We start from the raw sequence: 19,243 nt of genomic DNA, 5'->3' as shown, positions 1-19,243 counted from the left end.
CATTGGTATAAGCCTTGCTGCTTATCAAGTCTCATGGTTTGACGACGGAGTGTTGCCCAATGCGAGACCAACCTGCCAAACGCGCCCTGCCCGCACGCAGCAGCGCGATGAATGCCCAAAACGCAGTGGTCGGTCTGCGCGGCCGCGACCTGCTGTCCACCCTGCGCGGCCTGGCGCTGCAAGGGATCAAACAACCCATTCACAGCGCCCGCCATGTCGCCGCACTGGGCGGTCAACTCGGTCGCGTACTCCTGGGTGACAAGCCGTTCAAGGTCAACCCGCAGGACCCGCGCTTCGCCGACCCGACCTGGCGTGATAACCCGATCTACAGCCGCAGCCTGCAAGCCTACCTGGCCTGCCAGAAGCAGTTGAACAGCTGGATCGACGAAAGCAACCTGGACGCTGACGACCGTGCCCGTGCGCGCTTTGTCGCCACCCTGCTCGGCGATGCCCTGGCGCCCAGCAACACCCTGCTCAACCCGCAAGTCATCAAAGAGCTGTTCAACAGTGGCGGTAGCAGCCTGTTCAAGGGCGTGAGTCACCTGTTCGATGACTTGGTCAATAACGACGGCATGCCCAGCCAGGTCAGCAAACACGCCTTCGAAGTCGGCCGCAACCTGGCCACCACCAGCGGTGCCGTGGTGTTTCGCAGTGAACTGCTGGAGCTGATCCAGTACAAGCCGATGAGCGAAAAACAGTACGCCAAGCCGTTGCTGATCGTGCCGCCGCAAATCAACAAGTTCTATATTTTCGACCTTTCCAGCGAAAAGAGTTTCGTCCAGTACGCGCTGAAGAACGGCCTGCAAACTTTCGTCATCAGCTGGCGTAACCCCGACCCACGGCACCGCGAATGGGGCCTGTCAAGTTACGTAGAAGCACTGGAAAAAGCCATCGACGCCTGCCGTGAAATCACCGGCAGCAAGGACGTTAACCTGCTCGGCGCCTGCGCCGGTGGCCTGACCATTGCGGCACTGCAAGGTCATCTGCAGGCCAAGCGCCAGCTGCGCAAAGTGGCCAGCGCCACCTACATGGTCAGCCAGCTGGACAGCCAGATCGACAGCCCGGCCATGCTGTTTGCCGATGAGCTAACCCTCGAAGCCGCCAAACGCCGCTCCTACCAGCAGGGCGTGTTAGATGGTCGCGACATGGCACGGGTGTTCGCCTGGATGCGCCCCAACGACCTGATCTGGAATTACTGGATCAACAACTACCTGCTCGGCAAGCAGCCACCGGCCTTCGACATTCTCTACTGGAACAACGACAACACCCGCCTACCCGCTGCTTTACACGGCGACCTGATCGACTTCTTCAAGCACAACCCGCTGACCCACCCACGCGGCCTGGAAGTCTGCGGTACACCCGTCGATCTGCAGAAGGTTACGGTCGACAGTTTCAGCGTCGCCGGGATCAACGATCACATCACCCCCTGGGATGCGGTGTACCGCTCGACCCTCCTGCTGGGCGGTGATCGGCGCTTTATTCTCTCCAACAGCGGGCATATCCAGAGCATTCTCAACCCACCGGGTAATCCGAAGTCCAATTACCTAGAGAACCCCAAGCTCACTGGTGACCCACGCGCCTGGTACCACGATGCCGAGCACGTACAAGGCAGCTGGTGGCCGGTGTGGCTGAGCTGGATGCAGGAGCGTTCGGGTGAACAAAAGGACACCCTGATGGCGCTTGGTAACCAGCACTACCCGGCCATGGAAGCCGCACCCGGCACCTATGTGCACGTGCGCTAAAACACCCAAACATGCCTGATCAAACTGGCCGCAAACCCTTGCGGCCAGGTATCGTCAGCCTTCCCGCGGCCAGAATAAGAAGACCGGATGAAAACCCGCGACAGAATCCTTGAATGTGCCCTGCTGCTGTTCAACCAGAAGGGCGAGCCGAATGTCTCCACCCTGGAAATCGCCAACGAACTGGGCATCAGCCCGGGCAACCTCTACTACCACTTCCATGGCAAAGAGCCGCTGATCCTCGGTCTGTTCGAACGCTTTCAGGCCGAACTCGCACCGTTGCTCTCGCCGCCCGAGGACGTGCAACTGGATGTGGAGGACTATTGGCTGTTTCTGCACCTGATTGTCGAGCGCCTGGCGCACTACCGTTTCCTGTTCCAGGACCTGTCCAACCTGACCAGCCGCCTACCAAAACTGGAACGCGGCATGCGTCACTGGCTCAACAACCTGAAACGCGCGCTGGCCGAACTGCTCGCCCAACTGCAACTTGATGGCCAGCTGCAAAGCGATACCCAGTCACTGGGCCAACTGGTCGAGCAAATCACCCTGACCCTGCTGTTTTCCCTGGACTACCAGCGCATCATTGGTCGCGAAGGCGAGAGTCGCCTGGTGGTGTATCAGGTGATGATGCTGGTGGCTCCACACCTGGCCGAAGAGTCGCGCTACGCCGCCGAACACCTGGCGCAGCGCTACCTCGAAGATTAACGCGAATGCATAAACGCAAACGCCCGGCACGAGGCCGGGCGTTTGCGTTGACTGCTGCGCGTCTTACGACTGGGCGGCAGGTGTTACAGGTGCAGCAGGTGCAGCGGCCGGTGCAGGTGCAGCAGCGGCGGCCGGAGCAGCAGCGGGCTTCGCGGCGGTCGGCTTGGCTGGTGCCTTGGCAGCGGGTTTAGCTGCTGGCTTGGCGGCTGGCTTAGCAGCAGCTTTGGCAGCAGGTTTAGCCGCTGGTTTGGCTGCAGCCTTGACGGCCGGTTTAGCCGCTGGCTTGGCAGCAGGTTTCGCTGCAGGCTTGGCGGCTGCTTTAGCAGCCGGCTTGGCTGCTGGCTTAGCAGCTGGTTTGGCCGCTACTTTCTTCACAGCAGGCTTGACCGACTTGACCGAAACACCGGTCAGTTGCTCGATCTGCTTGGTCAGGCTTTCAACTTTGGCGTTGAGCGCTTTCACTTCATTGCGGCTCGGAACACCGAGACGCGAAATGGCATTGTTCAGACGCTTGTCGAAGGCTTCTTCCAGCTCGCCCCACTTGCCAATAGCCTTGTCTTTGACTTCATCAACTTTCGATTTGGCAGTGTCCACTTTCGAACCCACAGTGGTCTTCACTGCGCCAACTTGCTTGTCAACTTCGGTCTTGGCTTGCTTCTCAGCTTTTTCGCCATCCTTGACCAGCGTATCGAACAGCTTGTTGCCGTCCTTGCTGACCTTGGAGTAGGCACCCAAACCAGCCAGCCAGATTTGACGCGAGTATTTTTCTACTTCGCCGATCCAGGAAGTGGTTTGCTTTTCGGTTTTCTTTTTGACAGCCATCCTGCTCTCCTTACTTGGTACGCGCGACGTGCTCGAGCAACGCGCTCAGCTCATCCAGCTTAGCAGACAGTACTTCAACATCCTGCTTGGACGGGATACCCATGCGATTCAGGGCGCTGGCAACACGGTTATCGAAGGCCTTCTCGATTTTGTCGAGCTGAACTTCGAACTTGCCTTTCACGCTGCTGACATTGCTGGTGACAGTGGTCTTAACGCTGTCGATCTGGCTGTTGGCGGCTTCAACTTGTTCGTTGACCAGTTTTTTGCCTTGCTTTTCAACGCCTTCGCCGCTTTTCACGAGTTCTTTGAAGTACTCGGAACCTTCTTGACCGGCTTTGGCGTATGCGCCCAGACCTGCCAGCCAGATTTTGCGGGCGTAAACTTTCGCGTCGCTCAGCACAGTGCTGGTTTCTTCAACGACGGCTTTCTTTTTAACGGCAACTTTCGACATGGTGCACCTCACTCTAAGTGTTTCGAGGAAACGCCCACGGAATGCAGGCTTAGGTGCACGGTATCGATGAAAATTAGAAACCGCATACTAAGCATGCGGAAAATTGCAGGAGCCGTGCTCAACAAGAGAGCAGCAACTGCCGTAAACCTCAGGCCTGCAGATTCTTGTCCAGCACCTCTTCGATCTCGCGTTTGATGCTGCCACTCATCGCCGACAGCAACAGCCCCAGGCTGAGCTGTACGCGCACACTGTGGTCATGCACCTCAATGCGCCCATCCGCGCCGCTGCGCTTGAATTCCAGCGTGTCGCCATTCCAGCGGTAACGCACGTCGTATTCGCGAGCCAGGCGCTCGGCCAGTTGCTCGGCTTTTTCCCGAGCGACTTCGCGCCCAAGGGTGTGGGGACGTTCTACGGTGATTTTGGCCATGGCATTTCTCCTCGCCCGTTAACTGCGACCTTACGTCGCTGCGACTATAGCAAGGCTGCAGACCGCAAGCTGCATGCGACGCCAGCGCTCAGTTCGTTGCAGAACTTTGTGGTTTGCCGCCGCACGGCCCAAACCCAGCGGGGCTTTTTGGGTTTAGAATGGCCGCCACTTTAGATGCAGCCTCTGTGTTTTAGGAAAGGCCACGATGAACGATCCGCGCAAGAGCAGCGACAGCGAACCCACCACGCACTTTGGCTTCCAGAGCGTGCCGGAAAGCCAGAAGGCGGAAAAAGTCGCCGAAGTCTTTCACTCGGTCGCGGCCAAGTACGACCTGATGAACGATGTGCTGTCTGGCGGCATGCACCGCTTGTGGAAGCGCTTCACCATCGAACTGTCTGGCGTGCGCAGCGGCAATCGGGTGCTGGATATCGCCGGCGGCACCGGGGACCTGACCCGCAAGTTTTCCAGCCTGGTCGGCCCGACTGGCGAAGTGGTGTTGGCCGATATCAACGAATCGATGCTGCGCGTCGGCCGTGATCGCCTGCTCGACAAAGGCGTGGCCGGTAACGTCAGCTTCGTTCAGGCCGATGCGGAAAAACTGCCGTTCCCGGACAACCATTTCGACGTGGTGACCATCGCCTTCGGTCTGCGCAACGTGACGCATAAAGAAGACGCCATCCGCTCGATGCTGCGCGTGCTCAAGCCGGGCGGCCGCCTGCTGATCCTGGAATTCTCCAAGCCGTCCAGCCCGCTGCTGTCGAAGTTCTACGACGCCTACTCGTTCAAATTCATGCCGCTGGCCGGCAAGCTGATCACCAACGACGCCGAAAGCTACCGCTACCTGGCCGAGTCGATCCGCATGCACCCGGATCAGGACACCCTCAAGGCGATGATGGTTGAAGCCGGTTTCGAGCGCGTGACCTTCCACAATATGACCGGCGGCATCGTCGCCCTGCACCGCGGCATCAAGCCCTGATGCTGCTGACCGGGCTGCTGGCCGGCGTCGAACTCGGCCTCAATCGCGTGCTGGCCATGGACAGCACCGCGCTGCCGCGCCTGGCGCGCTTAAGCGGCCGGGTGATTGCCGTGGAGTGCGCCGCGCCAAATCTGCAGCTGTTTATTCTGCCCAGCGCCAGCGGCCTGCAACTGGCCGCGCAATGGGCCGGCGATGCTGATTGTCACTTGCGCGCCCCCGCTGCCAGCCTGTTGCGCCTGGCCGTGAGCCGCGACAAGACCAGCATCCTGCACAGCCCGGACGTTACGTTGGACGGCGACAGCGCTGCCCTGCTGGAACTGGCCGGCATCCTTCAGGATCTCGAGCTGGACTGGGAATACGAGCTGTCGCGCTGGCTCGGCCCAGTCGGCAGCCAGCTGCTCGGTGGCCATCTGCGCAGTCGGGTGAACTGGAGCAGCCAGGCGCTCGACAGCCTGCGCTTGAACCTGGCCGACTACCTCAGTGAAGAATCCCGCAGCCTGGTCGGCCAGCGCGAAGCCGATGCGCGCTTCGCCGAACTGGACCACCTCAAGCTATCCCTCGACCGACTCGACGCGCGCATCGAGCGCCTCGCCCAACGCCATAAGCCCATCGCATGAAGCTGCTTGCCGTTCGTCGTCTGTTGCGTATCCAGCGCGTAGTCATCCGCTACCAGCTGGACGACCTGTTATTCGCCCTGCCGCTGCCTTTCTGGGCTCGCTTACTGCGTTATGTGCTGCCCTGGCGCTGGTTACCGCGCCGCGACCTGCTGCTGTCGCGCGGCGCACGTCTGCGTCTGGCGCTGGAAGAACTGGGGCCGATCTTTATCAAGTTTGGCCAACTGCTTTCCACCCGCCGCGACCTGTTGCCCACTGATATCGCTGACGAGCTGGCCAAGCTGCAGGATCAGGTACCGCCCTTCGACCCGGCCAAAGCGCTGGCACTGATCGAATCCCAATTGGGCGCAAAGGTCGGTGAAGTGTTTGCCCGCTTTGATACGCAACCGCTGGCATCGGCCTCGGTCGCCCAGGTTCATGCTGCGCAGCTGAAAAGCGGCGAAGAGGTGGTGGTCAAAGTCATCCGTCCAGGCTTGAAACCGGTCATTGAGCAGGACATCGCCTGGCTGTTTCTACTGGCCAAAGTGGCCGAGCGCGCCTCCGCGGACGCGCGTCGCCTGCGCCCGGTGGAAGTGGTCAGCGATTACGAAAAGACCATTTACGACGAACTCGACCTGCTGCGCGAAGCGGCCAACGCCAGCCAGCTGCGGCGCAACTTCGAAGGCTCGCCGCTGCTCTATGTGCCGCAGGTTTACTGGGACTATTGCCGGCCGAAGGTGCTGGTCATGGAGCGCATCTACGGCATTCAGGTTACCGACCTGGAAACTCTGGCCGATCAGCGCACCGATATGAAACTGCTAGCCGAACGCGGCGTGGAGATTTTCTTCACCCAGGTGTTCCGCGACAGTTTCTTCCATGCCGACATGCACCCCGGCAACATCTTCGTCAGCACGCGCACGCCATGGAACCCGCAATACATCGCGATCGACTGCGGCATAATCGGCAGCCTCACCGCTGAAGATCAGGACTACCTGGCGCGCAACCTGATTGCCTTCTTCAAGCGCGATTACCGTCGCGTGGCACAGCTGCATATCGACTCGGGCTGGGTGCCGGCGGAAACCAAGATCAATGATTTCGAGGCGGCGATTCGCACCGTGTGCGAGCCGATCTTCGAGAAACCGCTGAAGGACATCTCCTTCGGCCAGGTGCTGCTGCGCCTGTTCCAGACCGCGCGCCGCTTCAATATGGAAGTGCAGCCGCAGCTGGTGCTGCTGCAGAAAACCCTGCTCAACATCGAAGGCCTGGGTCGCCAGCTCTATCCCGACCTGGACCTGTGGAGCACCGCACAGCCCTTCCTTGAGCGCTGGATGCGTGAGCGCATCAGCCCGCTGCAGCTGCTGCGCAACCTGCAACTGCAGGCCGAGCAGGTGCCACACCTGTCGCAAATTGCCCGTGAAACCTTGGAGCGCCTCAATCAGCAACCGGTCAGCCGCCAGGAACAACCCGTGGCGCGCCGCCAATGGCCTGCACGCTTGCTCGGCGCAGCACTGATCGCGGGTGCGGCGACGCAAGGCCTAGCATTGAGCCTGATCGCCTGGCCGAGCTGGCTAATGCTGGCGGGCGGCCTCTATCTGGTGCTGCGCCGATAGCCACACCGGGTAGGCACTGGCACACTAGCTTTCTGAATCAGACAGCCCGAGATGGGCGGAACTTGCAATGACTGACTGGCTCGACGACATCAATTGGAACAGCGACGGCCTGGTACCGGCCATCGCCCAGGACCACAAGACCGGCCGTGTGCTGATGATGGCCTGGATGAACCGTGAGGCGCTGACCCTGACGGCGGCCGAACAACGTGCCATCTACTGGTCACGCTCGCGCGGCAAACTCTGGCGTAAGGGTGAAGAATCCGGGCATGTGCAGAAACTGCATGAAATGCGCCTGGACTGCGACGCTGACGTAATCATCCTGATGGTTGAACAGCTGGGCGGTATCGCCTGCCACACTGGCCGCGAGAGCTGCTTTTACCGGGTGTTTGAGAACGGCACCTGGAAAATCGTCGAAGCGGTGCTGAAAGACCCGCACGCTATCTATGCCGCAGGACACAAACATGAGTGACTCAGCCATGACCGATACCCTGAGCCGCCTGGCCGAGGTGCTGGAGTCGCGCAAAGGCGCTGCCGCCGACAGCTCGTATGTCGCTAGCCTGTACCACAAGGGCCTGAACAAGATTCTGGAAAAGGTCGGTGAGGAGTCGGTGGAAACCATCCTCGCGGCCAAAGATGCAGCCGTCAGCGGCGACTGCAGCGATGTGATTTATGAAACCGCCGACCTGTGGTTCCACAGCCTGGTTATGCTTGCCGCCCTCGGCCAGCACCCCCAGGCGGTACTGGACGAGTTGGACCGGCGCTTCGGCCTCTCCGGGCACGCGGAAAAAGCCGCACGCTCGCAAGACTGATTAAACCTTCACTTTCGGAGTACGCATTATGGGATTCGGTGGCATTAGCATCTGGCAACTCCTGATCATCCTGCTGATCGTGGTCATGCTGTTCGGCACCAAGCGCCTCAAGGGCCTGGGTTCTGACCTGGGCGACGCAATCAAGGGCTTCCGTAAGTCGATGGACAACGGCGACGCTGAGAAGCCGACCCCTGCCGTGGACGAGCCGAAAGGTCAGACCATCGACGCTCAGGCGCGCAAGGTCGAAGAACCGGCGAAAAAAGACTAAGCCATGTTTGATATCGGCTTTACCGAGCTGCTGCTGGTCGGCATCGTCGCCCTGGTGGTGCTGGGGCCTGATCGCCTGCCCGGCGCAGTGCGCACGGCCGGTTTGTGGATCGGTCGGATCAAACGCAGCTTCAGCGCGATCAAGGCTGAGGTCGAGCGTGAGATCGGCGCGGATGAAATCCGCCGCCAGCTGCATAACGAGCAGATCCTTGAGCTGGAGCGGGAAATGAACGCGATGAAACAAAGCCTCAGCGCGCCGCTTAGCAGTACCAGCGAACCGAGCACAACCAACGCCGCAGCCGCCGCAGAGCCGGCAGCCGCTACCGACAGTACCCGTCAGGACAAAAGCCCACAACAATGAGCCAACGACCGGACAGCGATCAGGAAATGCCCCTGGTCTCCCACCTGACCGAACTGCGCACGCGCCTGCTGCGCATTGTCGCAGCAGTGTTCGCCCTGTTTGCCGGGCTGTTCTATTTCTCTCAGGACATCTACGCACTGGTCGCCGCGCCACTGCGCGCTTACTTGCCGGAAGGTGCAACGATGATCGCCACCGGTGTGGCCTCGCCGTTTCTCACGCCGTTCAAGTTGACCCTGATGGTCGCTCTATTTCTGGCCATCCCGATCATCCTGCATCAGATCTGGGGCTTTATCGCGCCGGGGCTGTACAAGCATGAGAAGCGCATTGCCGTCCCGCTGCTGATCTCCAGCATCCTGCTGTTCTATGCGGGAATGGCCTTCGCCTACTTCGTGGTGTTCCCGATCATGTTCGGCTTCTTCGCCAGCGTGACCCCGGAAGGCGTGGCGATGATGACCGATATCGGTCAGTACCTGGATTTCGTTCTGACCCTGTTCTTCGCCTTTGGCGTGGCCTTCGAAATCCCCATCGCGACCTTTTTGCTGATCTGGGTTGGCGTGGTCGATGTCGCCACCCTGCGTAAAAGCCGGCCCTATGTGATCGTTGGCTGCTTCGTCGTTGGCATGGTGCTGACACCGCCAGACGTGTTCTCGCAAACCCTGCTGGCCGTACCCATGTGGTTGCTGTTTGAAGCAGGCCTGCTCTGCGGCAGCCTGGTCAAGCGCCGTGACGACGAGGAAACCGCGGCGACAGAGGAAAGCGACAGTTCGACCAACGACCAACCACCCGCTGCACAACCGTGAACCTGCTGCTGCTGGAAGACGGCGACTTTATCGCTGCCGACCGCGTGCTGCTCAGCGGCCGTCGCCTCAAGCACCTGCATGACGTGCACCGCGCCGAAGCGGGCGACAGCCTGCGCGTAGGCCGCCTGAATGGCCTGATGGGCAGCGGCCAATTGCTGCGCCTGGATGCTGAGCAGGCCGAGTTGTCTGTGGAGCTCGATCAGCCGCCGCCTGAGAAACTACCCCTGACCCTGCTGCTCGCCCTGCCCCGGCCGAAGATGCTGCGGCGCGTGTTACAAACCGTCAGCAGTATGGGCGTGCCTCGGCTGATTCTGCTGAACAGCTACCGGGTGGAAAAAAGCTTCTGGCAGACGCCTTTCCTCGAACCCGCAGCGATTCGCGAACAGCTGATTCTCGGCCTGGAACAGGCCCGCGATACCGTGCTGCCGGAAGTCATTATCGAGAAGCGCTTCAAGCCCTTTGTCGAAGATCAGCTGCCTGGCATCGCTGCTGGCACAGTGGGCTTGGTCGGCCATCCCGGCGACTTCCCAGCCTGCCCGCGCGCAGTCGAACAGCCTGTGACGCTGGCCATCGGCCCAGAAGGCGGCTGGATTCCCTACGAAGTGGAAAAGCTCACCGAAGCCGGCCTGCAGCCGGTGCAGCTGGGCGCGCGAATTCTGCGGGTGGAAACAGCGGTGACTGCATTACTGGCGCGACTGTTCTAACCCTGCTCCTGCAGTTGATGCCAATGCGCCGGCAGTAGCTGACCCTTGAGCGCTGGCGCTTCAACCAACTGAACGTCACGCGGCTGCAGCGGCTCACCACAGTCCGAACACACCAGTACGCCATGCATCGGCTGGCCGCAGCTGCGGTGGATGTGCCGGATCGGTGCACCCTCGGCGCCGCTCATATGGCGGTCGCCCCAATGCACCAGCGCCATGATGGCCGGATACAGATCACGGCCCTTGGCGCTCAGGCAGTACTCCTCACGCAACGGCCGCTGCTGATACGCCACCTTGTCCAGTACGCCCGCTTCAGCCAGTTTTTTCAGGCGATCGGCCAGCACATGCCGGGTAATCCCCAGACGTTTCTCGAACGCATCGAAACGACGAATACCGAGAAAACTCTCGCGCAGCACCAACAGCGTCCAGCGATCACCCACCACCGACAGGGTGCGGGCCAGCGAGCAGGGTTGCTGCTCCAGTTCTTCCCAACGCATAAGCCAACCTCCAACAGCAATGGCTCACGATAGCTTGACAGGTTCCAAAATGGAACCGACTATCGAACCAGGTTCCAAAATAGAACTGATGGAGACAGCAATGAGCGAACGCAAAACAATTTTGGTCGTCGGCGCCGGTGACGCCACCGGCGGCGCCATCGCCAAACGCTTCGCCCGCGAGGGTTATGTCGCCTGCGTGGCACGACGCAACGCCGAGAAACTAGTGCCATTGGTGGCGGAGATCGAAGCGGCTGGCGGAACTGCCCGCGCCTTTGGTTGCGATGCACGCGTTGAGGAGCAGGTGATCGAGCTGTTCGCCACCATTGAGCGCGAGGTCGGCCCTCTGCATGCGGTGGTGTTCAACATCGGCGCCAACGTGCAGTTTTCCATCACCGAAACCACCGAGCGGGTCTACCGCAAGGTCTGGGAAATGGCCGCACTGGCCGGTTTTCTCACCGGCCGTGAAGCCGCCAAAGTGATGCTACCGCGTGGCCAGGGCACGATCATCTTTACCGGCGCCACCGCTTCCTTGCGTGGCCGGGCCAATTTCTCTGCCTTCGCCAGCGCCAAGTTCGCCTTGCGTGCGCTGGCCCAAAGCATGGCCCGCGAACTCGGCCCCAAGGGCATTCATGTCGCCCACCCGATTATCGACGGGGCCATCGACACCGCGTTTATCCGCGACACCTTTCCGCAGCTGTACCAGCTCAAGGATCAGGACGGTATTCTCAATCCCGACCACATCGCTGACACCTACTGGCAGATCCATTGCCAGCCTCGCGATTGCTGGGTGCATGAGCTGGATCTGCGGCCATGGTCTGAGACGTTCTAACGACTGCGCGCTCGCCCCATAACAAAATCTCCCAAAGGAGCATGCAATGAGCAAAACCCTGGAATTCTTTTTCGATTTCGGCAGCCCAGCCAGCTACCTGGCCTGGACCCAGGTGCCGCGAATCGCCCGCGAAGCCGGCGCGCAGCTTATCTGGCGACCGATGTTGCTCGGTGGCGTATTCAAAGCCACCGGCAACCAGTCGCCGGTCATGATCCCGAGCAAGGGCGCCTGGATGCTCAGGGACCTCGCACGCTTTGCGAGCCGCTATGGCGTGCCGATGGCCTTCAATCCGCATTTCCCGATCAACACTCTCACTCTGATGCGCGGCGCAGCCGGTTATCAGGGCAGCGAACGCTTCGAGCACTATGTGAAAACCCTCTTCGAAGCGCTGTGGGTGCAACAGAAAAACCTCAGCAAGCCTGAGGTCGTGGCAGAAGTATTGAGCAACGCGGGTTTCGACCTGAGTGAGTTTGAGCAACTGGTCAGCGATGAAGCGGTGAAGGAACGCCTCAAGGCCACCACTGAAGAAGCGATCAAGCGCGGCGTGTTTGGCGCACCGACTTTCTTCATCGGCCAGGAGATGCACTTCGGCCAGGACCGCTTGGACTTTGTCGCCGAAGCCCTTGCGCGCTAGCCGCTAGCTCTCCAGCAGAAAGGTCACCGGCCCGTCATTGACCAGATGCACCTGCATATCGGCCCCGAACCGGCCAGTGGCAACCTGCGAGTGTTTGGCGCGGGCCTGGGTAACCAGCAGGTCGAATAGCTCCGCGCCCAGCGCCGGTGCTGCGGCACTGGAAAAGCTTGGGCGCAGGCCGCTCTTGGTGTCGGCGGCCAGGGTGAATTGCGACACCAACAGCAAGCCGCCGCCACTATCGCTGAGCGACAGGTTCATCTTGCCAGCCGCATCGCTGAACACGCGGTAGTTGAGCAGCTTGTGCAGAATTTTCTCGACACTGGCCGGGGTGTCCTGCGGCTCGACGCCCACCAGCGCCAGCAAGCCCTGATCAATTGCGCCAACCACCTCACCCGCCACTTCTACTCGGGCGCCACGCACACGTTGAATCAGTGCCTTCATGCTTCGTCCGGAGACAGGTTGAGTAGGCGCCGCGCCAGGTCGTCCGCCGCACGCACCAGGGCATCGGTAATGCCGACTTCTGCGGCAGAATGGCCGGCATCACGGATGATCTGCAGTTCGCTGTTCGGCCAGGCCTGGTGAAGCGCCCAGGCGTTATCCAGTGGGCAGATCACGTCATAGCGGCCATGCACGATCACGCCCGGCAGATGGGCGATCTTCGGCATATCGCGCAGCAGCTGATCGGTTTCGAGGAAGGCGTTATTGACGAAGTAATGGCATTCGATGCGGGCAATCGACAGCGCACGATGGGCGTCACTGAAACGGTCGACCACCTGCGGATTGGGGCGCAGGGTGGCAGTACGCCCTTCCCAGGTCGACCAGGCTTTGGCGGCATGCATCTGGGCTATCTGATCAGGGCCGGTCAGGCGTTTGTAGAAGGCCTGTACCAGATCACCGCGCTCATCCGCTGGGATCGGCGCGAGGTAATCTTCCCAGTAGTCGGGGAACAGGCGGCTCGCCCCTTCCTGGTAGAACCACTGAATTTCCTGCGGGCGACACAGAAAGATGCCGCGCAGAATCAGCCCATGCACGCGCTGCGGATGAGCCTGAGCATAAGCCAGCGCCAGGGTCGAACCCCATGAGCCGCCGAACAGCACCCACTTGTCGATGCCGAGGTGCTCGCGGATCTGCTCCATGTCAGCGATCAGTGCCTGAGTGGTGTTGTTCTCCAGGCTGGCGTGCGGTGTGGAACGGCCGCAGCCACGCTGATCAAACGTGACAATACGGTACAGGTTGGGGTCGAAATAGCGCCGGCTCGCCGCGTCGCAGCCGGCGCCCGGGCCGCCATGAATGAACACCACAGGTAGACCATCCGGCGAACCACTCTCGTCGACATACAGCACGTGCGGCGCCTGCACCGCCAGCTCATGACGGGCGTAGGGTTTAATCTCCGGATACAAGGTCTGCATGGCATGCTCCTGACTTGACCTGAATAATGCGCGGCGTAACGTCGACGGCCTTGCGCCGAACACCCACGGGCGCAACCGCTTTAAGCTCTGCCGGGCATCATAACCATGAAAAAGGAGTTCAGCATGCCAACACGGATATTTGCCTTAGCTTTCCTACTGTTTTGCACCCTGCTCGCCGGTTGCGGCGCCAAAGATGATCCGCAGGCCGCGCTGGAAGCAGCCGTGCAACAACTGCAGGACAACCTGGAAGCGAAGAAGAACAACGCGGTACTCGACCAGCTGCACCCGCAGTTCTCGGCCCAAGGCGAATTTGACCGTGAGTGGGCGCAGCGCACCATGTTGCTGCTGTTTATGCGCCACAAGAACATCAAGGTGCTGGCCCTGAGCAAGAACAGCTACCTCGACACGACCTACCGCGAAAAAGGCCACACCGAAGCCCAGATCGGCCTGGCCGGTGCAGAGGGTCTGATCCCCGACAGCGCACGCCACTACAGCGTGAAGATGGAGTGGTGGCTTGAAGGCGATGAGTGGAAGCTGGCGCGGCTGAGCTGGGAATAGGCGATTAGAAGAACCAGGGGATAAACATCTTGCTGCGCTGCATATAGTCGCGGTATGCCTCGCCAAACTGCTGCAGACACTCAGCTTCGTCGCGCTTGGCAGTCAGCCAGAGTGTCAGGCTGGCCAGCAGCGCCAGAACCAGGCTCAGGCCATTAGGTTGCTTAAAGGCCACGCCCCAGGCCAGCAATAGCAGCGAGGCGTACAACGGGTGGCGGATGTGGCTGTAGATGCCGCTGGTCACCAGCTGCGAGGTGCGTTCGAAGGCAAACAGCTCGGTATCCGTGCGTTGCTCGTTCGGGCGGCCCATGCGGCGCAATTGATAAAGACCGGGAAACAGCACCAGCAGCGAAGCGAATAACAGGGCCCAGGACACCAGCTGATGAGTGGAAAAACGGTCGACAAACCACTGTGGCCCGTTGAGCACCAGTAACGCCAGGATCGCCTCCCAGGCAAAAAAACGATAGAAGCCGTGGGACTTGGGCCGCTGCAATGCCCGCCAGGACAGCGCCACCAACACCAGCGTCCCCAGCGCAAAAGCGCCCCCTTGCAACCACGCCATAGAACCTCTCCAATTTTGCTCGCTGGCCTGCCAAACCCAGGCACTGCGTGACTTGCAGCCCCTCTGTTACACTGCTGACCTCTTTGCCTCGGCCGCCTGCAATGGATCGCACTCAACTGCACAGCCTGCTGCCCCATCAAGGCCCAGCTCTCTGGCTGGACGGTCTGTTGACGCATGACAGCCTGAGCATTCAGGGCCTGAGTGACTGGCGCTATCTAGATGCCTTCGGCCCAGCGGCCTCGCCCTGCCTGCTATTCGAGGCGGCGGCCCAGTTGTGCGCCGCGCATGGTGCCTTATACGGCGACAGCAATGCCATTGAAATGGCCCTGGTCGGCAAGCTCTCGCAGCTGCAGCTGCACCACGAGCCAGCTCAGCGCAGTGGCGCATTGCAGGTCAGTGCCCAGCAGGAGGCGCTAAGCCCGGCAGGTGCGCTCTATGCCTTCAGCATCCACAGCGACGAACATCTGCTGCTCGACGGCAAACTGCTGCTGGTGTTGATCCATGCTTGAGCTGCGTAATGTCGTCCACAACTACCCAGGCACCAGCCGCGCGGCGCTGCAGGGTATCGACCTGCAGCTGCAGGCCGGCGAATGCCTGGGCCTGCTGGGCAGCAATGGCGCCGGCAAAACCACCTTACTGTCGCTGCTGAGCGGCGTGCTGGCGTTGCAGCAGGGTGAGCTGCGCTGGGAGGGTCAACCCAGGCTCGGCCTGGTGCCGCAGCAGCTGGCCTTCTATGCCGGGCTCAAGGTAGGCGAGAACCTCGAACTGTTTGCCGACCTGTATCGCCTGCGCGGTGCCGAACGCCGTCAGCGCCTGCAGCAATGCATCGATATTTGTGCACTGGAAGACAAGCTGACGCGGCGCAGCGAGCAACTCTCCGGCGGTGAACAACGGCGTTTGAATTTTGCCATCGGCCTGCTGCAACCGGCTGACCTCTATCTGTTCGATGAAGCCACCGTGGGCGTCGACGCCGCGAGTCGCCAACAGTTGCTGACAGCCGTCGAGCAGCTGACCGCCGAGGGCAAGGCGGTGATCTACACCAGCCATTATCTGGAAGAAGTCGAACGGGTGGCCCAGCGCATTCTGCTGCTGCACGAAGGCCAGGTGCGCCTGGATCTGGATAAACGCCAGCTGCTCGGCGACGACCACGGCCTGCTGCTGGAGTGGCCGGACGCTGCGCCAACGGGTCTTAGCGAACTGCTCGCACACCTGCAACTAACAGCCGAAGCGCTGCCCAAGGGTCTACGTATCGCAGCACTGAATGGCCAGCAGCTGCTGGCCATTACAGAATTTGTCGCCGCCCAGGATGGCCTGCCCAACCTGCTGCGCTTCGGCCGCCCATCGCTCGAGCAGCTCTATTTGCGCCTTAACGGAGGCAGGCTATGAGGCTCTGGGCGCTGGTGCGCAAGGAAGTACTGCTGCTGCTGCGCGACCCCCATGCGCTGGCAGTTCTGTTTATCATGCCGACGCTGTTTCTGCTGCTGATGGCCGGGGCCATGTCCAGCTACATGCAGGACAAACCACCAGCACTGCGCGTGATCATCGAAGCGCCGCAGGACGATGCCAGCCAGTTCTTCCGCGACGCTCTGCAGGCGCAACTGGCGGACAGTACGCTGCTCACAAACAGCGACGAACGTCTGGCCCGCGTGCGCCTGCACGCAGACTTCGCTGACACGCTGCTGGACAGCCCACATCAAGGGCCGAGCCTGAGCTACCCGGCACAGTTCGACAAACTCTCGCGCCAGCGCCTGCACAGCGCGGTGAGCATCGCCTTGGCGCAGACCCGGCTGCTGGCCTATCTGGAAGACAGCGGCGTAGTTGATACCGAACTCAGCCGTGCTGAGCGTTTGAAACTGGTGCAGCAGCGCACCCAGAGCCAGATCAATGAACAGGAACAACTGGCCAGCGGCGACCTCAGCGGCCGCGCCAATGCCACCCAACTGAGCGTGCCGGCCTGGCTGATTTTCGGCATGTTCTTCGTCGTGCTGCCCATGGCCGGTGGCTTTCAGCGCGAACAGCAAAGCGGCACCCTGCTGCGCCTGCGCTGCCTGGGGCTGAACCTTGGCACCCTGGTGTTGAGCAAACTGCTGCCGTACTTCGCCATCAACCTGCTGCAGTTCGCTCTGCTGCTGAGTATTGGCGTCTACGGCCTGCCACTGCTTGGTCTGCCGGCGCTTAGCCTGCCCGGTAGCGCCATGGCCTATCCGCTGCTGGCTATCAGTGTGGCGCTTGCCACCTGCAGCTTGGGCCTGTTGCTCGCTGCGTTGGCGCGCAGCAGCGAACAAGCGCTGCTGCTTGGCGGCGGCATTAATATCCTGCTGGCCGCGATTGGCGGGATTATGGTGCCGAAAAGTGTGATGCCGGCCGCCATGGCCCAACTGGCGGAAATCTCCCCCATGAGCTGGGCGCTGGACGCCTTCCTCACCCTGCTGGTGGGCCACGGCTCACTGGCCGACATCGCCCCCTACTGCGCGCGCCTGCTGCTGTTTGCAGCCGTGTGCGGCATGGCTGGGCTGCTTCTGTTCACCCGACGAGTACAGCGCACGCAATGGACCACTCACTACTAGAACAACAACTCAAACAACTGCTGATTCGCGAGTGCGACAAGGAAGACGATATCGACTGGCAAAGCATCAGCGATGACGAGCCACTGTTCGGCGGCCAAAGCCGTATTGCCATGGACAGCCTGGATGCTCTGCAAGTGTCCCTGGCGCTGCAGCAGCACTACGGTGTGCGCATTGAGGGTGCCAAGGATGGACGGCGCATTCTTGGCAGCATTGCCAGCATTGCCGCCTATATCAGGCAGCAGCAGTGACCCCCATCTACCTGCAACGCGCGGCCCTGCACTGCGCCCTGGGTGATGATCTGCTCAATGCCGCCCAGGCCCTGCAACGCGGCCAGGCGCCTCAGGGCGAGCCCTTCGTACTGCATGAAGTGCAGGAACCTCGCACTTACCTTTATGCAGCTAAAACTGGCGAAAGCCTGAGTGAGCGCCTGGATCGCCTGCTGGCTGAGACCCTCGGCGTGCCACCGCAAACACTCGACGACTGCCTGCTGATTGTCGCAAGCACCAGCCTTGATATCAGTGAGCTGGAAGCCCTGACCACCGAACGCCAGGGCTTTTGCCCAGATGACTCAACATCCCTCGACCTGCTGGCCCAGCAGCTGCGCGAGCGTTGGGGGTTTGCCGCTGCCTTTACCCTCAACACCGCCTGCACCAGCGCGGCTAATGGCCTGTTGTACGGCGCCCGCCTGATCAACGCAGGCCAGTATGCCCGCACCCTGGTGCTGAGTTTCGAGACACCCAGCGCCATCGCTATGCAGGGATTCGGCGCGTTGATGCTGACCAGCCCCAGCGGCCTATACCGACCCTTCCACCCTGAACGCGACGGCCTTTTGCTGGGCGAAGCCTATGCCGCGGTGCTGCTAAGCCGCGAACCCGGTGACGCACCGCTGGCGCGCCTGCTCGGCGGTTTCAGTGCGTGCGACACCAGCAGCCTGACCACCACCCGCGAAGATGGCAGCCATATCGACTGGGTCATGCAACAGGCGCTCAACAGTGCCGGTTGCTCGGCGGCACAGATCAATCTGGTGAAACTGCACGGCACCGCCACCAGCGCCAATGATGAAGCCGAAAGCAACGGCATGCGCCGGCTGTATGGCGAACATATGCCGGCCCTGAGCCTGCTTAAACCCTGGCTCGGCCACACCCTGGGGGCCTGCGGCCTGAGTGAAAGCCTGCTGTTGCTCAAAACCCTGCAGCTGGGCGCACTTCCAGCCGTGGACTACGCCAGCGAAGCCCTGCTGCCCTTTAGCGCAGAACCGCAAGCCTTGGCGGCCGATAGCCTGCTGCTGACCAACTTCTTCGGTTTTGGCGGCAATAATGCCAGCCTGGTTTTACAAGGCTGCGCCCAGGGAGATTCAGCATGCCGGTAATCGCTGCCTGTGAGATCCACGGCCTGGCCAGCATGGATGATAATCAGCTGAAGACCGCCCTCGGGCAGTGGCTCGACAGCCCGCCACGGCGTATCGACCGGCTGATTCTGCAATGCCTGCTGGCCGCCGCACCGCTGAAAAGCCATGTGCGCAGCAACTGCGGCCTGTACCTGGCTTCGGCGCACCCGGCGCGGGCCACCATGGGCGCGTTACTGGAGGCCGTGTGCGTGCAGCACAAGCAGCCCAAGCCTTTCGAGTTCGTGAACAGCGTGAGCAATGCCGCCGGATTTCATATCGCCCAACAGCTGAGCCTCGAGGGGCCAAACCTGTTTATCGGTGCTGGCGCACAGGTCTGGATGCAACTACAGGCCCTGGCCAATCTGGATTTGCAGGACGGCCTCATCGAGCAGGCGTTGCTGCTGGTCTGCGATGAGCACGGGGATTTCTGTGTGCAGGCGGTGCTGCTAGAAGGTGCAACTGCTGGCGCTTACGCCAACAGTTTTGCCGAGTTAAGTGCAGATACCGAAGTGCTGCGTATCAAGCTGTAAGGCGGATGACGC

The 19,243-nt window shown here is 61.1% G+C and carries 27 protein-coding genes; 20 read left to right on the top strand and 7 right to left on the bottom strand.

Annotated features, from left to right (window positions below; translation table 11 throughout):
- The first annotated feature begins 59 nt into the window (after window positions 1-59).
- Together phaC and HCI85_RS17810 are read left to right on the top strand one after the other, a co-directional pair.
- Window positions 60-1,742 carry a class II poly(R)-hydroxyalkanoic acid synthase gene (phaC, locus tag HCI85_RS17815; RefSeq protein WP_167146619.1) on the top strand — a complete coding sequence of 561 codons (1,683 nt, stop codon included), beginning with the start codon at window positions 60-62 and terminating at the stop codon, window positions 1,740-1,742.
- 87 nt (window positions 1,743-1,829) lie between these two features.
- A complete protein-coding gene (locus HCI85_RS17810; protein WP_090379388.1) occupies window positions 1,830-2,444 on the top strand; it encodes a TetR/AcrR family transcriptional regulator in 615 nt (204 codons plus the stop codon).
- Window positions 2,445-2,507: 63 nt separating this feature from the next.
- Here the strand turns inward: HCI85_RS17810 and HCI85_RS17805 are convergent, their stop codons facing one another.
- From HCI85_RS17805 to HCI85_RS17795, 3 genes are all read right to left on the bottom strand, one after another.
- Window positions 2,508-3,266 (bottom strand): phasin family protein, encoded by a 759-nt coding sequence (locus HCI85_RS17805; RefSeq protein ID WP_160089664.1) that lies wholly within the window; start codon window positions 3,264-3,266, stop codon window positions 2,508-2,510.
- 10 nt (window positions 3,267-3,276) lie between these two features.
- The gene (locus HCI85_RS17800; protein ID WP_090254904.1) at window positions 3,277-3,717 is read right to left on the bottom strand and encodes a phasin family protein; all 441 of its coding nucleotides are present in this window, start codon (window positions 3,715-3,717) and stop codon (window positions 3,277-3,279) included.
- A 148-nt stretch (window positions 3,718-3,865) separates the two neighbouring features.
- Window positions 3,866-4,144 carry a polyhydroxyalkanoic acid system family protein gene (locus tag HCI85_RS17795; protein ID WP_090254902.1) on the bottom strand — a complete coding sequence of 93 codons (279 nt, stop codon included), beginning with the start codon at window positions 4,142-4,144 and terminating at the stop codon, window positions 3,866-3,868.
- A 205-nt stretch (window positions 4,145-4,349) separates the two neighbouring features.
- On the opposite strand from HCI85_RS17795, the gene ubiE reads away from it, so the two are divergent.
- From ubiE to HCI85_RS17750, 9 genes are all read left to right on the top strand, one after another.
- A complete protein-coding gene (gene ubiE / locus HCI85_RS17790) occupies window positions 4,350-5,120 on the top strand; it encodes a bifunctional demethylmenaquinone methyltransferase/2-methoxy-6-polyprenyl-1,4-benzoquinol methylase UbiE (protein WP_090254901.1) in 771 nt (256 codons plus the stop codon).
- Complete coding sequence (locus HCI85_RS17785) at window positions 5,120-5,737, top strand: ubiquinone biosynthesis accessory factor UbiJ (RefSeq protein ID WP_160089666.1); 618 nt, start codon at window positions 5,120-5,122, stop codon at window positions 5,735-5,737. Before ubiE ends, HCI85_RS17785 begins: the two co-directional genes overlap by 1 nt.
- On the top strand, window positions 5,734-7,323 hold the full coding sequence (ubiB, locus tag HCI85_RS17780; RefSeq protein WP_167146616.1) for a ubiquinone biosynthesis regulatory protein kinase UbiB: 1,590 nt from the start codon (window positions 5,734-5,736) through the stop codon (window positions 7,321-7,323). Before HCI85_RS17785 ends, ubiB begins: the two co-directional genes overlap by 4 nt.
- A 67-nt stretch (window positions 7,324-7,390) precedes the next feature.
- The gene (hisI, locus tag HCI85_RS17775) at window positions 7,391-7,792 is read left to right on the top strand and encodes a phosphoribosyl-AMP cyclohydrolase (protein WP_167146613.1); all 402 of its coding nucleotides are present in this window, start codon (window positions 7,391-7,393) and stop codon (window positions 7,790-7,792) included.
- Window positions 7,793-7,799: 7 nt separating this feature from the next.
- Window positions 7,800-8,132 (top strand): phosphoribosyl-ATP diphosphatase, encoded by a 333-nt coding sequence (locus HCI85_RS17770; protein ID WP_090255176.1) that lies wholly within the window; start codon window positions 7,800-7,802, stop codon window positions 8,130-8,132.
- Between the two features lie 28 nt (window positions 8,133-8,160).
- Window positions 8,161-8,400: a twin-arginine translocase TatA/TatE family subunit gene (gene tatA, locus HCI85_RS17765; RefSeq protein ID WP_167146610.1), complete on the top strand. Its 240-nt coding sequence runs from the start codon at window positions 8,161-8,163 to the stop codon at window positions 8,398-8,400.
- Window positions 8,401-8,403: 3 nt separating this feature from the next.
- Entirely contained in the window at window positions 8,404-8,760 is a 357-nt protein-coding gene (gene tatB, locus HCI85_RS17760) for a Sec-independent protein translocase protein TatB (protein WP_167146606.1), read from the top strand.
- Window positions 8,757-9,560, top strand: coding sequence for a twin-arginine translocase subunit TatC (gene tatC, locus HCI85_RS17755; RefSeq protein ID WP_160089674.1), 804 nt, complete (start codon window positions 8,757-8,759; stop codon window positions 9,558-9,560). Before tatB ends, tatC begins: the two co-directional genes overlap by 4 nt.
- On the top strand, window positions 9,557-10,264 hold the full coding sequence (locus tag HCI85_RS17750) for a 16S rRNA (uracil(1498)-N(3))-methyltransferase (protein WP_160089676.1): 708 nt from the start codon (window positions 9,557-9,559) through the stop codon (window positions 10,262-10,264). Before tatC ends, HCI85_RS17750 begins: the two co-directional genes overlap by 4 nt.
- Here the strand turns inward: HCI85_RS17750 and HCI85_RS17745 are convergent.
- On the bottom strand, window positions 10,261-10,758 hold the full coding sequence (locus tag HCI85_RS17745) for a winged helix-turn-helix transcriptional regulator (protein ID WP_160089678.1): 498 nt from the start codon (window positions 10,756-10,758) through the stop codon (window positions 10,261-10,263). The genes HCI85_RS17750 and HCI85_RS17745 overlap by 4 nt on opposite strands.
- A 100-nt stretch (window positions 10,759-10,858) precedes the next feature.
- Between HCI85_RS17745 and HCI85_RS17740 the strand changes: the two genes are divergently transcribed.
- Together HCI85_RS17740 and HCI85_RS17735 are read left to right on the top strand one after the other, a co-directional pair.
- A complete protein-coding gene (locus tag HCI85_RS17740) occupies window positions 10,859-11,587 on the top strand; it encodes an SDR family oxidoreductase (RefSeq protein ID WP_167146603.1) in 729 nt (242 codons plus the stop codon).
- Between the two features lie 46 nt (window positions 11,588-11,633).
- A complete protein-coding gene (locus tag HCI85_RS17735; RefSeq protein WP_090254882.1) occupies window positions 11,634-12,221 on the top strand; it encodes a 2-hydroxychromene-2-carboxylate isomerase in 588 nt (195 codons plus the stop codon).
- A 3-nt stretch (window positions 12,222-12,224) separates the two neighbouring features.
- Here the strand turns inward: HCI85_RS17735 and dtd are convergent, their stop codons facing one another.
- Both dtd and pip read right to left on the bottom strand, forming a co-directional pair.
- Complete coding sequence (gene dtd / locus HCI85_RS17730) at window positions 12,225-12,662, bottom strand: D-aminoacyl-tRNA deacylase (protein WP_167146600.1); 438 nt, start codon at window positions 12,660-12,662, stop codon at window positions 12,225-12,227.
- Entirely contained in the window at window positions 12,659-13,630 is a 972-nt protein-coding gene (gene pip, locus HCI85_RS17725) for a prolyl aminopeptidase (protein ID WP_090254878.1), read from the bottom strand. Before pip ends, dtd begins: the two co-directional genes overlap by 4 nt.
- Window positions 13,631-13,753: 123 nt before the next feature.
- On the opposite strand from pip, the gene HCI85_RS17720 reads away from it, so the two are divergent.
- Window positions 13,754-14,188, top strand: a complete 435-nt coding sequence (locus tag HCI85_RS17720; RefSeq protein WP_167146597.1) for a hypothetical protein — start codon at window positions 13,754-13,756, stop codon at window positions 14,186-14,188.
- Window positions 14,189-14,192: 4 nt separating this feature from the next.
- Here the strand turns inward: HCI85_RS17720 and HCI85_RS17715 are convergent, their stop codons facing one another.
- Entirely contained in the window at window positions 14,193-14,747 is a 555-nt protein-coding gene (locus HCI85_RS17715) for a methyltransferase family protein (RefSeq protein WP_167146594.1), read from the bottom strand.
- Window positions 14,748-14,848: 101 nt separating this feature from the next.
- On the opposite strand from HCI85_RS17715, the gene HCI85_RS17710 reads away from it, so the two are divergent.
- Genes HCI85_RS17710 through HCI85_RS17685 form a run of 6 tightly spaced genes read left to right on the top strand, consistent with a single transcriptional unit; the run spans window position 14,849 to window position 19,231 of the window.
- On the top strand, window positions 14,849-15,256 hold the full coding sequence (locus HCI85_RS17710) for a beta-hydroxyacyl-ACP dehydratase (protein ID WP_167146591.1): 408 nt from the start codon (window positions 14,849-14,851) through the stop codon (window positions 15,254-15,256).
- Window positions 15,249-16,133, top strand: a complete 885-nt coding sequence (locus HCI85_RS17705) for an ABC transporter ATP-binding protein (RefSeq protein ID WP_167146589.1) — start codon at window positions 15,249-15,251, stop codon at window positions 16,131-16,133. The genes HCI85_RS17710 and HCI85_RS17705 overlap by 8 nt, the downstream gene beginning before the upstream one ends.
- Entirely contained in the window at window positions 16,130-17,314 is a 1,185-nt protein-coding gene (locus tag HCI85_RS17700) for an ABC transporter permease (RefSeq protein ID WP_167146586.1), read from the top strand. Before HCI85_RS17705 ends, HCI85_RS17700 begins: the two co-directional genes overlap by 4 nt.
- Window positions 17,296-17,562 (top strand): acyl carrier protein, encoded by a 267-nt coding sequence (locus HCI85_RS17695; RefSeq protein ID WP_167146583.1) that lies wholly within the window; start codon window positions 17,296-17,298, stop codon window positions 17,560-17,562. The genes HCI85_RS17700 and HCI85_RS17695 overlap by 19 nt, the downstream gene beginning before the upstream one ends.
- Window positions 17,559-18,683 (top strand): beta-ketoacyl synthase N-terminal-like domain-containing protein, encoded by a 1,125-nt coding sequence (locus HCI85_RS17690; protein WP_167146580.1) that lies wholly within the window; start codon window positions 17,559-17,561, stop codon window positions 18,681-18,683. Before HCI85_RS17695 ends, HCI85_RS17690 begins: the two co-directional genes overlap by 4 nt.
- Window positions 18,674-19,231 carry a hypothetical protein gene (locus HCI85_RS17685; RefSeq protein ID WP_167146577.1) on the top strand — a complete coding sequence of 186 codons (558 nt, stop codon included), beginning with the start codon at window positions 18,674-18,676 and terminating at the stop codon, window positions 19,229-19,231. The genes HCI85_RS17690 and HCI85_RS17685 overlap by 10 nt, the downstream gene beginning before the upstream one ends.
- Window positions 19,232-19,243 lie beyond the last annotated feature (12 nt).

Origin of the sequence: Pseudomonas sp. OTU750018, assembly GCF_011636575.1 — a bacterium.
GTDB classification, from domain to species: Bacteria; Pseudomonadota; Gammaproteobacteria; order Pseudomonadales; family Pseudomonadaceae; genus Aquipseudomonas; species Aquipseudomonas peli.
This window is presented reverse-complemented; position numbering and strand designations above follow the sequence as displayed.